Origin of the sequence: Sporosarcina aquimarina (assembly GCF_023715615.1) — a bacterium.
Lineage (GTDB): Bacteria > Bacillota > Bacilli > Bacillales_A > Planococcaceae > Sporosarcina > Sporosarcina aquimarina_A.
On sequence record NZ_JAMBOM010000008.1, the window covers coordinates 61,872 to 75,112 of the forward strand.

The window sequence follows — 13,241 nt, forward strand, 5'->3', positions numbered from 1 at the left end:
ACACCTGTCATTATACAATCATTTAACAAAAGGGTAAAGAATAATTTAGAGTACCTCTTAACGGACGGTTAACACTCCATTTTGCAATTTAGCTGTGACTCCGATAAGCGTTTCCGACAAATGATATGATTGATCCCCCACGATAAGGACCGTTCCTGCATGTGCGATTCCGATGACAATGGATCCTGCTTCTTTTGTACGGACAATCGTTTGTCCACCACGTTTAGAACCACATTCCCGAATGGATACGTGTCGATCTGCAACAAGTTCCCCGCCCCGGCAAACCCCTTCTGCTAAGAGATCCAACTGCGCATGGACTTTACATTGAGCCAGTCCATTCCCAATGATTTCAATAGTTCCCGCACAATTCAGAGTACTATTCACTGCATACGGCATTCGTAAACGACTTGAAGTTACTGTCTCCTTAGGAAGATGACTTACTGCCAACTGTTGGGCTTTTGAAATTAGGTCAAGAAACTCCAATCCGTCTTTTACTCCTGGATTCATCGTGTTCACAAATATACTGTACAAAATTGTTTGTAACTCATTCCAGTCCGGATCTGTTGCAATCGGTTCTCTACGCTGCGCGAAAGTTTGAAGCTGTTCTTGGAATGATGAGTATTTATCTCCGAATCCAATACGGAACAGTTTCTTCAGGTCTTGTCCATCTAACGTAGACAGTTCAACCTCACGCAAAGCTCCAATGTCTTGGATGAACGCCCCAAGCTTGTTGAGAATAGGAAGAAGCGTCTCTAATTCAACAGCGTATTTCGCATCTGCAGATTGTTGTTGTCCCACTTCAATTGTCGACGACGAAACGTGGCCTGCCACATGGACAGACTTCCCCGCATACACCTCAGCTTTACTAACTTCGCCACCAATTTCAACGGCTCCTGTTACTTCCAATAGACACCCCTGGCTGACGCTTCCTTTCACAGTTACATCACCATCGAAATGGATATTTCCGCTAGCAAAATTCACTTCATCCATTTCTAATGAGTCAGCGATATCTATGAAAATCACATTATCTGTGCGTTCTAAGACAAGATTTCCGGAACAATTTGCAAAGATATGGTTTCCTGTTTTCGTAACATTCTTGCCTAATCGGATTGCTGCAGTTTGCCCATCTTCTGCCATAATCTCATTACCAAAAACGTCTTCTCCGGATTGTCCAGGAATTGGAGGAAGGACCGCAGCGACAAGTTGACCATCTTGAACGAGTTGCATCGATGCTTGCTCCCGGTAATTCACTTTCCCTTCGTCGGCGAGGGTTATTCCATCCACGTCAATTTGGACCTCAACATCTCCATCAAGTCCTGGTTTCGGAAAAATTCCACGTGCTATAATTGCTTCATAGGGTACAACCGTCTCACAGGCTTCCCACAACACTCGTTTGTCTAATGGCGCGCTAATTCCCAGCTGTGCGCATGCTTCCCGAATCATTTGTTGAGAACAATCATTTACAATCTCATGAATCTCTTCCGCTACTACCGTCAAATTATGCTCATACCCTGAATCTTTGACAGTACGAGTTACTTTTTTACCTGGAGATACAGTTAACAGTGCGAGCGCTCCTTGCTCCCGTACTGTAATGGATAACTGTGCTCGAGTCAGCTCGTCAATTGTTCGAATATGTACAATATCTGATTCTGAAATTTTTCTTCTTCCATCTATTTTCTCACCATTCACAATTACTAATACACCCGTCCCCGCTTCAATTGACGGGAGAACATTTGCGGATGCTTCATGCACCTCAACTCGTCCGCCTGTAATCCTGACACCTGCTTGTCCAGATTCGCTTATTAGCAAATCTGTAGTAGGTGCGTTGTATCGTACTGGAGTCACGGTCACTTCCGCAAATCTGGATGCACCGGTGAATCCACTAGATTCCGCAGTTTTGTTCACATGGATATGTACATCTGACAAGTCCAGGCATAAGATGTCAAGTGCCGTCTCTACAGCTTGTTCAACCGACTTTCCACGCACCGTAATCGCTTTTCCCATACCGTCTCCCACTCTCTTCGTTCTAATGCTTAAAGTGTAGCATAGCAAAGACTTCTCCGGCAGACACAAAAGACCGATTCCATGGGGGGAATCGGTCTTTTTCATGTAATTATAGTCCTGCTTCGACTTCTTTGATCATTTCTTTCATGGACTTCAATCCGCCACCAGAAAGGTACCAGTATTCTCCATTAAGGTAAACGATTTTCTCGTTTTTGAATGCATTTGTTTTCTTGACAAGATCGTTTTCAATTGTCTTCTTAGCATTCGCACCTTTACCAACTGCCGCATCGCGGTCGATTACGAAAAGAATATCCGGGTTTGTTTCAAGAATATATTCAAACGTAATGTTCTGTCCGTGTGTAGAAGCTTCAATTCCTTCATCAGCCGGTGTAAATCCAAATACATCGTGAATCAACCCGAAACGTGAGCTTGGACCGTATGCACTTACTTTTCCTTCAGTTGCAAGAGTAATTAATGCTTTGCTATCTGTTTCAGAGGCTTTTGCGTTAATGTCCTCAATTTGCTTTTCCACATCAGCGACTTCTGATTTCATTTCATCTTCTTTGTCGAAGATTTGAGCGATGGTATCCATATTCTTCTTAAATGAATCCATGTAGTTTGCAGTATCGATTCCCATATAGATCGTTGGAGCAATTTCTTCAAACTGATCGTACAAGTCAGCTTGACGTCCAGAGATGAAAATCACATCCGGCTTCAGAGCGTGAAGCGCTTCGAAGTCAGGCTCTTTCAAGCTACCAAGATTTGTGTAGTCGTCACTAGCGTATTTCTCTAAGTATGCAGGTACATTGGATTGTGGAAGACCTGCTACTTCAACACCAAGCTCGTCTAATGTATCCAATACACCGAAGTCAAATATTACAACTTTTTTCGGAGTGCCTTCCAATGTTGTTTCACCAAGCTCATGCTTGAATGTCATTTCTTCCGTTTTTGCTTCTTCACTGCTTTCAGATGAGTTATCTGATCCTGCATTGTTTGCTTCTGGTTTCTTATCTTCATCCTTAGAACCACATGCTGCAAGTACGAGCATCAATGCGAACGCCATCAATAATACGGTAAGCTTTTTCATGTTTTCTATACCATCCTTTTCGTTTATGAGTTGAAGTACACACAGATGCGACAATTGTTCATCTGCTGGATCGGGATATCCATATCATAGATTTCCCGAAGTGATTCAGAGTTGATAATGTCATTCGTCGGACCATCTTTCACAACGCGGCCCTCTTTTAAAGCGACGATACGATCTGAGTAGACAGAAGCAAAGTTGATGTCGTGCAGAACGATGACAACAGTTTTACCGAGTTCATTCACTAGGCGACGTAGAATCTTCATAATTTGGACAGAGTGCTTCATATCCAAGTTATTTAGCGGTTCATCCAACAAAATATAATCGGTATCTTGTGCAATAACCATTGCGATGAACGCGCGCTGCCTTTGACCACCAGATAGCTCTTCTAAGTACATGTGTTGCATACTCATTAAGTCCATATAGTCGAGTGCTTGGTTTACGATTTGAATATCGTCTGCTTGCAGTCGTCCTTTAGAGTGAGGAAAGCGTCCAAACGACACGAGTTCACGTATTGTTAACCGGACGTTCATGAAGTTGGATTGCTTCAAAATGGATACCCGTTTAGAAAACTCGTTAGACTTCATCTTTTTAACGTTGTTGTTATCGACGAGTACTTCACCTGTGTCCGCATCAAGCAGGCGACTTACCATAGACAAAAGTGTCGATTTACCCGCCCCGTTCGGTCCGATGAAAGAAGTGATCTTACCGGGATGAATATCCACGCTCACTTTCTCAACGACTGCTTTATTACCATAGGCTTTTGTCAATTCTCGAACCTGGATCATGCAGATCGACTCTCCTTTAATAGTAAGTAGATGAAGTACGCTCCACCAACGAAGTTAATGATGACGCTAAGTGTTGTGGAGAACGTGAATACTCTTTCGACTATCCATTGTCCACCAACTAGCGCGATGATACTCATGACTGAAGCCCCTGCAATTAAAATGGAGTGCTTGTAAGTCTTGAAAAACTGATACGACAGATTGGCAACGATGAGGCCGAAAAATGTAATCGGACCGACGAGCGCTGTCGATACAGCGATGAGAACTGATGACAGAATAAGCATCGTTTTGACGATTTTATCGTGATTGACACCAAGGTTAATGGCTGTGTCGCGACCGAGTGACAGCACATCCAATTCGTTAAACTTCCGCCATCCTATGATGAGCGTAATAATCAGAATCCCGAGCGCCCACCAGACAAGATCCCCGTTAATGTTATTAAAGCTCGCAAAGGATTTGTCTTGTACTCGTAAAAATTCGTTGGGGTCTATCAGTACTTGCAGAAACGTAGAGATACTCTGGAAAAAGGTTCCCACAATAATCCCGACGAGTAACAAAAAGTAAATCGGACGCTTTCCTGCTTTAAACAAGAACTGATAAAGCAGTAGGGCGAAGATAACCATAGCCCCAACCGATAACACAAAGTTCACTTGCTTATTTACAATTGTGACGTGTGTTGATCCAAGGAAAAAGATCAGTACGGTTTGTAGTAAGATATATAAGGAATCGAGTCCCATAATACTTGGCGTCAAAATACGGTTGTGCGTTATTGTTTGGAAGATGACTGTTGAATAGGCAATCGCTACACCAGTTAATGCCATGGCGACGACTTTAATACCTCGACGTGGCAACGCATAATCATAACTTCCATTTAGTCCCTCGAACAAATACAGTCCACAGAAAACGAGAGCAGCAACAGTGAGTATGAGCATTTTAGTACGATTACGCATAGGCTTTCCTCCTAAACAACATATAGAGGAATATCGCGCTGCCGATGACGCCAACCATCAAGCTAATAGAAATCTCATATGGGTAAATAATGACCCTTCCGAGAATGTCACACACGAGTAAAAAGATCGCCCCTAGCATCGCAGTATGTGGTAATGTTTTTTCCAAATTGTCACCTTTGACGATGGAAACAATATTGGGAATGATTAGTCCTAAAAAAGGAATAACCCCCACAGTCAAAACAACCGTTGTTGTAATAAGCGCGACCAATATCAGCCCAATGTTCACAATTCTTCGATAAGCAAGCCCCAAGTTTCTGGAGAAATCTTCACCCATTCCAGCCACCGTAAACCGGTTTGCATAGATGTAGGTAATGATGAGAACGGGGATACTTATGTATAGCAATTCGTAACGGCCTTTCATAATGAGGGAGAAATCTCCCTGCAACCAGGAGGACATGTTTTGGATCACATTCGCTTTGTAGGCGAAAAAAGTAGTGATCGACGATAAAATATTACCGAACATGAGACCTACAAGCGGTATAAAAATGGCATCTTTAAATTTAACTTGGTCCAAGATCTTCATGAATAACAAGGTGCCACCTAAAGCAAATGCAAACGCAACGAGCATTTTCTCAATCGTTGACGTGTTCGTAAACAACAACATTGAAACGAGAATCCCAAGCTTTGCGGCATCTAATGTACCTGCCGTTGTCGGGGATACAAATTTGTTGCGGCTGAGTTGTTGCATGATTAGACCTGTAATACTCATTCCTGCACCTGCGAGCAAAATCGCAAGTAATCTCGGCAACCGGCTAATGAGAAAAATTTCGGTTTCTTCAGAGCGGAAATCCAGCAGGTCCTTTGGTGAAATATGGCTCACTCCCACAAACAAAGAAAGTAGTGAAAGGAGAATTAGAGCGATTATCAAATAACGTTTCTTCATGAAGAACTCCGATATCTAGATATTTGCGGGCTAAAGTCGTTTAAATGAAAACAATTATCAGTTAGCCGCAGTTCCCATTATAGCAAAAGCATATTGGAAGTCAACAGATAATTGACAATGATTCTCACTAATTTGTGAACTTGATGGGTATGGGTTTGTAGTGAGAATGAGAGCAATCTAGGAATCACAAAAGAGGAAATAAAACAAAAAACAGGTGGAAGGATAGCACGCGCTTTCCTCCCGCCTGTTATATGTCGACACTAACTGGACGTTCCATTCATCTTACTATCCTCACTCGCCGACCTTATTTCCGGACATATCATAAGCGTTGTTTCGTACTTCGTCTGGAATGACAATTTCTTCAAGCTCATTGACTTTGCTCATTTTAGCGTTGATATTTTGGATTGCGACTGTTCGATAGCCAGCTAAATCCATAATCGCATCCAGTTTCATGTCAAACGAATTCGTATAGTAGGTTTCTTTGTCAATATGAAGTGTGAGTTCTATCTTCTTCACTTCTACATTTTCCATCGACCCTTCTTCCTCACCTTCCAATCCTTGACTCCCCGCTGCAGTTTGATCCATGAGTTCTTTCAGGAGTTCGCCAAACTTATCGCCTGATACGGATAAGTTCAAAATATATTCTTCTCCTTGTTCTTCAAGTGTAAATTCTTCTGTAAAGTCTTTGAACACTTCCAAGTCCATCATTGCATTGGAACTGTTCATGCCATCTAACACTTCATCTTGCATTTCTGCAGGAACGAGGATCCAATCGCCTTCCATTTCTTGCGTCTGAATGTATAGTTCATCTCCTTCACCATACATCTCGAGATTCATCGATCCCTCAGCATCCCCTTCCACTACCATTTTCTGATGAAGTGACAACGGTTCTGTTACCATATCCATTGTGAGAGCAATATCATTTTTCATGCTCAAATTTTCTTCTCCAGTTGTCTTCATATTTTGTTGAATGGAAAATTCCGCATGCATACTGTTAATCGATTCCGACGCTTCTAAAGACTTTTGATAAACTTCTTGAGCTGTAAGTTCTTTTTTACTCGTGTCTTTACCGTTACTTGTAGTGCCTGTATTTGTATTTGCATCTGCCTCTGCATTAGGCTCTTCACCTGATCCACACGCTCCAAGTGCTAGTACGAGTAAGCCCGCTGCAATTCCTTTTGTCCACTTTTTCATGAAATCTTCTCCTTTTTATGAAACTTCATTACATATTAGTCTACGACATGAAATAGGTTCGGTTTCACACTATTTCCAAAAACTCTGAAAATCCTTCTTTTTGTCCATACCCCATTTTCCAAACAAAAGTCCCGGGTTGTAGAATATTCCGTGAGTTATGTCGAACTTTCTGATTAAACCGTGTATACTAGCACTAAAATTGCAAAAAGGACGGGTATAATGCTAAAACAATTTTTCTCCTATTATAAACCGCACAAAAGACTGTTCATGATTGACTTTTCGAGTGCTATATTTGTCGCCTTACTTGAACTAGCATTTCCAATCGCCGTCCAGGGGTTCATCGATAAACTCTTGCCTACTAAAGACTGGGGCATGATTACTACAATAAGTATTTTGTTACTCATCATCTATCTATTTAGTACATTCCTTCAATACATTGTTAGTTACCTTGGACACAAACTGGGCATTAATATCGAAACCGATATGCGCGAGAAGCTTTTCAATCATGTACAAAAGCAGTCGTTCCGATTCTTTGACAATACAAAAACGGGACATATCATGACACGGATTACAACCGATCTCTTTGACATCGGTGAACTAGCCCATCACGGACCAGAAGATGCTTTCATTGCAGTCATGACCATTATAGGAGCATTCGTACTGATGTACTCTATCAATCCTGAACTCGCTCTCATTGCAATCGTTATGGTGCCTTTCCTAATTGTCCTCGTTGCTTTTTGTAACAAAGCCATGAATTCTGCCTGGCTTAACATGTATGGAAAAATTGCAGAAGTGAATGGACGTGTAGAAGACTCTGTCTCAGGATCACGAGTCGTAAAATCATTTACAAATGAAAGTTTTGAGCTAGCTCGTTTCCAGTATGACAACGGGAACTTCCGGCTTGCTAAACTAGTCGCTTATAATGTAATGGCTTGGACGACATCTTCCATTTATATGATGACGCGCCTGCTCACACTTGTAATTTTAGTTGTTGGAGCGTGGTTTACCATCCAAAAGACGCTCTCTATTGGGGAATTGGTTAGTTTCATATTGTTCGTCAACATCCTCATTAAACCAGTTGATAAAATCAGTGCATTGCTAGAACTCTATCCGAAAGGGATGGCTGGGTTTAGCCGTTTTCAGGACTTACTTAACCAAGAACCCGAAATCAAAGACACTCCAGATGCGATTGACGTCGCCCACTTAAACGGAGATATCACACTTTCCGATGTTACATTTGGTTATGATGGAGGAAAGCCAGTTCTCAACAACCTGAGTTTGTCGATTCAATCCGGACAAACCATTGCGTTTGTCGGGCCATCAGGAGCTGGAAAAACGACGATTTGTTCACTGATTCCTCGGTTCTATGATGTGGGTGAAGGACAGATTACAATCGATGGGTTAGACATCCGTAATATGAGTCAACGTTCGTTACGCCGTCAAATCGGTATCGTCCAACAAGACGTTTTCCTCTTTACCGGTACTGTAAAAGAAAACATTGCTTACGGAGATTTGAATGCTCCCGATGAGGCAATCTACGAAGCCGCTAAGCGTGCTCATTTAGAAGACTTCATCGCTAATCTTCCTGATGGTTACGAAACACAAATTGGAGAACGCGGCTTGAAATTGTCAGGTGGTCAAAAACAGCGTCTCGCAATTGCCCGTATGTTCTTAAAAAATCCACCGATTCTAATTTTGGATGAAGCAACTTCGGCGCTCGATACTGAGACAGAACGTATTATTCAAGAATCTCTTACAGAGCTTTCTGAGAACCGAACGACTCTCGTCATTGCCCACAGACTCGCGACAATTCGCGATGCAGATCGTGTTGTCGTTGTGACACCTGAAGGGATTGTGGAAGATGGCGGGTATTCCGAACTAGTTGCGCAGAATGGTATTTTTTCAAAATTACACGCAAATCAATTTCAACAGGTTTAAGAAAGTAGAAAACGGGCATACTACTACTATCCCACCCCCTTTCTCTTATAGAAAAAAAGAACGGCACTGCCAATACTGGCGGTGCCGTTCTTTTTCTATTAATGACTGACAATGTATTCCTCAAGTTTCTTCCGTTCGCGCTCGTCCATTTCTACAACCATCAAAGTGCCGTCTTCTTCGTACTCCGTAGATTTCACATACGTTTCCTCATTCAGATAGGATACCAAATCTCCACGGTCAAATGGAATGAGTAGTTTACACGTAATATGTTTTTGATAGACTTTGTGCTCAATGAGAGTAACTAACTCATCTATGCCCATACCCGTCTTTGCTGAAAGCCAAATTTGGTCATCTTGTACACGCGGGTAATCCACATCACTAGCAAGATCCGCTTTGTTGTAGACGTACAATGTCGGGATATCTTCCACACCGACTTCTTGGAGTGTTTTGTTCGTGACGTCAATCATATGGCGGTGCTCGGGATTTGCAACATCTACAACGTGGAGTAGCAAATCTGCTTCACGGGCTTCCTCTAATGTAGAACGGAAGGCTTTCACTAGATGGTGAGGAAGCTTTGCAACAAAACCAACGGTATCGGTTAAGATGAATGGTTTGCGATCAATTAGTGTCACGTTCCGAACTGATGTGTCGAGCGTGGCAAATAACATATCTTTCTCCATTACAGTCTTCGCCTCATCACCGTTCGCTTCAGATAAAATTCTATTCATCAACGTCGATTTTCCAGCATTCGTATAGCCTACGATTGAAACGACCGGTGTGCCACTACGTTTTCGTTGTTTCCTTTGGACATCGCGCTGTTGCTTCATCCCTTCTAATTCTTTACGCAACTTCGCAATTTGCTCTTCAATTTTACGGCGATCAAGCTCCAATTTCGTCTCACCAGCACCTTTGTTTTGGAAGCCGCCGCCTGTTCCTCCTCCTTGCCGACCAAGGGAAGCTCGTAAACCGACTAATCTTGGTAATGAATATTGAAGTTCTGCTAGTTCAACTTGCATTCGCGCTTCGTGGGTTCGGGCTCTTCTAGCGAATATGTCCAAGATGAGCATCGTACGGTCAATGATTTTCACTTCTAAATCGCGTTCCAAGTTACGTAATTGTGAAGGGGACAGCTCATCATTGAAAATGATGAGATTTGCTCCTGCTTCATCTGCAAATAATCTTACTTCATCAATCTTTCCTTTTCCGATATAACCTGTCGGATGCTTACGCTCTAACTTTTGGACAACACTTCCGACAACTTTCACTCCTACAGCAGCCGCAAGATTACCAAGTTCCTCTAGCTCGTATTCAAAATGATCATCGTTCTGCTCTTCTACCCCAACAAGTATCGCGGTTTCTTTTAGTTGTTCCAATTCATCCATTCAAACACCTTCTTCCAATCATTTACCTTATTATTCAGCTTGCCCTGTCACAACAGTATGCATACGATTCCGTTCTTTCGGATTTTCTATAAAGCGTAATCTTATGTCATTCAACATAAGACTTTCCTTGTCTTCGGGCTGTACTCCGAGAATCCTACACCAGCGTTCGAGCGCCTGTTTAGGATCTTTAGTAACAAGTCCACATTCCAAAATTCGTTCAGCATCACTATTCTTAGTGATTACACCTTCTGTACGTAATGAAAGGCGACGATTCTGTTCACTTTCTTCCCATTGAATGAAGAACGGAGCAGGAAGGTCAGTTAAATCCTTTTCATTCACGAATAGCATTTTCCATTTCTTAAGAGTTCCTGAAGAGGTTAGACGTGAAGCATCGAGCACGCCAGAAGTATGCATCCCCATTCTTTCAAGATTCTTATTAAGCAGTTGAATATTATCGGTTGAAATGCATAGCGTACCCCAGCCCTCTCCATAAGTTGCTAAGTCGTGTTTCAATAGCTCGACTAAAGGGTGTGAGGAGAAATCTGCTACATCCGTGTTTTCAATCGCCAGCCATTCAATATAGGCATTTTGCAAGTAAAGGAGTGCATTGTATGTCCCCCAATGTTCGTGTCTTCCACCCACAACTGCACCCGGATACTGTTTAGCAACTACTTCCGGTGTACGTTCTGTAAACCAAACAACATGATCGAGTTTCATAACCAGTTCCCCCTTTACTAGTATCATACCCCACCCGCAGAAAGAAACCATGAAAAAAGCCGCCCATTTATATGGACGGCCACCTAATTATCGATCGCGTTTCAAAAGGTCTAATGACTCTGTAAATTCACGCTCGATTTCTTTGTTTTCTTTGTAAGTTGCAAGACTAACAAAATACGTAACGAGCAGACAAACTATGAAGCCAGGGAAGATTTCATACAAAGTGTCTGATAGTGCTGGAATGTTCCCCCATACACCAACAACGATGGCACCAGCAACCATTCCGAATAGTGCGCCTTTGGCTGTCAGTTTGCGCCAGTAAAGGGACAAAAGGATGATTGGTCCGAATGCTCCACCAAAACCAGCCCAAGCAAATGATACGAGCTTCAAAATGGATTCGTTATTTGGCCAAGCAAGCACCATTGCAATGAGTGATACGACAAGTACTGCCATACGTCCAAGGAATACGTATTGCTTATCTGTACCATCCGTTTTGTAAACAGCCTTATATAAGTCTTCAATCAATGCTGAAGACGTAACGATAAGCTGTGAAGAAATCGTACTCATAACTGCCGCAAGAACTGCTGCGAGCATGATCCCTGCAATGAATGGATGGAAAATAATTTGCCCAAGTGCGATGAAGACAGTTTCAGAATCGACTAACTTCGTGCCCGGATTTTGTTGGAAATAAGCAATTCCGACGAGTGCAGTTCCCACTGCACCGAGTAAGCTTAAAATCATCCAACTAATTCCGATGCGACGTGCACTTTTTGTTTCCTTAACAGATTTAATAGCCATGAAGCGTACGATAATATGTGGTTGGCCGAAATAGCCTAGACCCCAAGCAACCGATGAAATGACCCCGAGAAGAGTAGCCCCTTTTACAAGACTAAGCATATCCGGATTCACTGCATGGATTGAGTCCACTGTTTCAGGAATTCCGCCCGTCACAAACACAGCAACTACTGGAACGAGAATAAGTGCTAAGAACATGATGAGACCTTGCACGAAGTCCGTATAACTTACAGCAAGGAATCCACCAAATAAGGTGTACCCAACGACGACAACCGACACAATAATCAGTCCAACATGATAATCCAAGCCGAATGAACTAAGGAAGAACTTACCTCCTGCAACCATTCCGGAAGATACGTAAAATGTAAAGAAGACAAGAATAATAAATCCGGAAGCGATTCTTAAAAGTCTCGATTTATCTTTCAATCGATTTTCGAGAAAACTTGGAATTGTGATTGAATCATTCGTTACTTGGGTATACACTCGTAGACGTGGCGCTACAAAATACCAGTTTAGATACGCTCCGGTTGTTAACCCGATTGCTATCCAAACCTCTGGTAACCCTTTGTCATAAATTGCACCTGGCAATCCGAGTAGTAGCCATCCTGACATGTCTGCAGCACCAGCACTGAGCGCTGTAACTGCCGGTCCGAGTGAACGACCACCGAGCATGTAATCAGTTAAATTAGATGTGCGGCGGAACGCATACCAACCTATGAAAACCATGGCAGCCATATAGAGCACAATCGCAATTAGTTTGTAACTATCATCTGACATAGTTCAATCCCCCTTTTTCTTTTTTATAAGTAACCGCAACCGCTTTCATTACCTTATGCAAGCCCGGTCAAATCCATTATAGGCAAGTTAGGTATATTGTGCCACACCTATTTTCGATTTATTTCCCGGGAAATAGCTAGTATTCGACAGGAGGAATTCAATTGGATCACGAACGTTTTTTAAATGATGCTATCCATCTAGCAACTGATAGCGTCTTTCAAGGTGGCGGCCCATATGGCGCTGTCATCGTACGAGATGGTGAAATTATTGCAAGTGGCGTTAATTCGGTAGAAATGGATCACGACCCTTCTGCACACGCGGAATTGGTCGCAATCAGGGAAGCATGTCGAATCCTTGCTTCGACAGACCTCTCGGATACAATTCTTTATGCGAGTGGCGAGCCGTGCCCGATGTGTTTAGCAGCGTCTTATCAAGCTCGAGTTGGGGAAATCTATTACGCTTGTAGCAAAAAAGAAGCGATGGAAATCCTCCCTAAACCCGATAAAGTAGAGCACTTTTACAGTGATCAGGATAAGCCAGGTGCAATGAGGGATATTCCTTTTATGCAATTGGAAACCGATCATAGGCTGGAACCTTTCATAGCAGCTTCCAACCAACAATCCAATACTTCAAGCAAATAAAATCCCATGTGATGTAATTCAAAGAGGAGGA

The 13,241-nt window shown here is 42.5% G+C and carries 11 protein-coding genes; 2 read left to right on the plus strand and 9 right to left on the minus strand.

Annotated elements, in window-relative coordinates:
• Positions 1-57: 57 nt before the first annotated feature.
• The 6 genes from M3197_RS15570 to M3197_RS15595 all read right to left on the minus strand — a co-directional run bounded on the left by M3197_RS15570 (position 58) and on the right by M3197_RS15595 (position 6,960).
• Positions 58-2,004: a FapA family protein gene (locus M3197_RS15570; protein ID WP_251662565.1), complete on the minus strand. Its 1,947-nt coding sequence runs from the start codon at positions 2,002-2,004 to the stop codon at positions 58-60.
• 109 nt (positions 2,005-2,113) lie between these two features.
• The gene (locus M3197_RS15575) at positions 2,114-3,091 is read right to left on the minus strand and encodes a siderophore ABC transporter substrate-binding protein (protein ID WP_251662567.1); all 978 of its coding nucleotides are present in this window, start codon (positions 3,089-3,091) and stop codon (positions 2,114-2,116) included.
• A gap of 23 nt (positions 3,092-3,114) precedes the next feature.
• Positions 3,115-3,876 (minus strand): iron ABC transporter ATP-binding protein, encoded by a 762-nt coding sequence (locus M3197_RS15580; protein WP_251662570.1) that lies wholly within the window; start codon positions 3,874-3,876, stop codon positions 3,115-3,117.
• Positions 3,873-4,823 (minus strand): iron chelate uptake ABC transporter family permease subunit, encoded by a 951-nt coding sequence (locus M3197_RS15585; protein WP_251662572.1) that lies wholly within the window; start codon positions 4,821-4,823, stop codon positions 3,873-3,875. The genes M3197_RS15580 and M3197_RS15585 overlap by 4 nt, the downstream gene beginning before the upstream one ends.
• Positions 4,816-5,766, minus strand: coding sequence for an ABC transporter permease (locus M3197_RS15590; RefSeq protein WP_251662574.1), 951 nt, complete (start codon positions 5,764-5,766; stop codon positions 4,816-4,818). Before M3197_RS15590 ends, M3197_RS15585 begins: the two co-directional genes overlap by 8 nt.
• Before the next feature lie 291 nt (positions 5,767-6,057).
• Entirely contained in the window at positions 6,058-6,960 is a 903-nt protein-coding gene (locus M3197_RS15595; RefSeq protein WP_251662576.1) for a DUF6612 family protein, read from the minus strand.
• A gap of 219 nt (positions 6,961-7,179) precedes the next feature.
• Between M3197_RS15595 and M3197_RS15600 the strand changes: the two genes are divergently transcribed.
• Positions 7,180-8,898 (plus strand): ABC transporter ATP-binding protein, encoded by a 1,719-nt coding sequence (locus M3197_RS15600; protein WP_251662578.1) that lies wholly within the window; start codon positions 7,180-7,182, stop codon positions 8,896-8,898.
• A 98-nt stretch (positions 8,899-8,996) separates the two neighbouring features.
• Here M3197_RS15600 and hflX read toward each other — a convergent pair whose 3' ends face one another.
• From hflX to putP, 3 genes are all read right to left on the minus strand, one after another.
• Complete coding sequence (hflX, locus tag M3197_RS15605; protein ID WP_251662580.1) at positions 8,997-10,280, minus strand: GTPase HflX; 1,284 nt, start codon at positions 10,278-10,280, stop codon at positions 8,997-8,999.
• 30 nt (positions 10,281-10,310) lie between these two features.
• Positions 10,311-10,997: a VOC family protein gene (locus M3197_RS15610; RefSeq protein ID WP_251662581.1), complete on the minus strand. Its 687-nt coding sequence runs from the start codon at positions 10,995-10,997 to the stop codon at positions 10,311-10,313.
• Positions 10,998-11,084: 87 nt separating this feature from the next.
• The gene (gene putP, locus M3197_RS15615) at positions 11,085-12,569 is read right to left on the minus strand and encodes a sodium/proline symporter PutP (protein WP_251662583.1); all 1,485 of its coding nucleotides are present in this window, start codon (positions 12,567-12,569) and stop codon (positions 11,085-11,087) included.
• Between the two features lie 161 nt (positions 12,570-12,730).
• Between putP and M3197_RS15620 the strand changes: the two genes are divergently transcribed.
• The gene (locus M3197_RS15620) at positions 12,731-13,210 is read left to right on the plus strand and encodes a nucleoside deaminase (RefSeq protein WP_251662584.1); all 480 of its coding nucleotides are present in this window, start codon (positions 12,731-12,733) and stop codon (positions 13,208-13,210) included.
• Positions 13,211-13,241 lie beyond the last annotated feature (31 nt).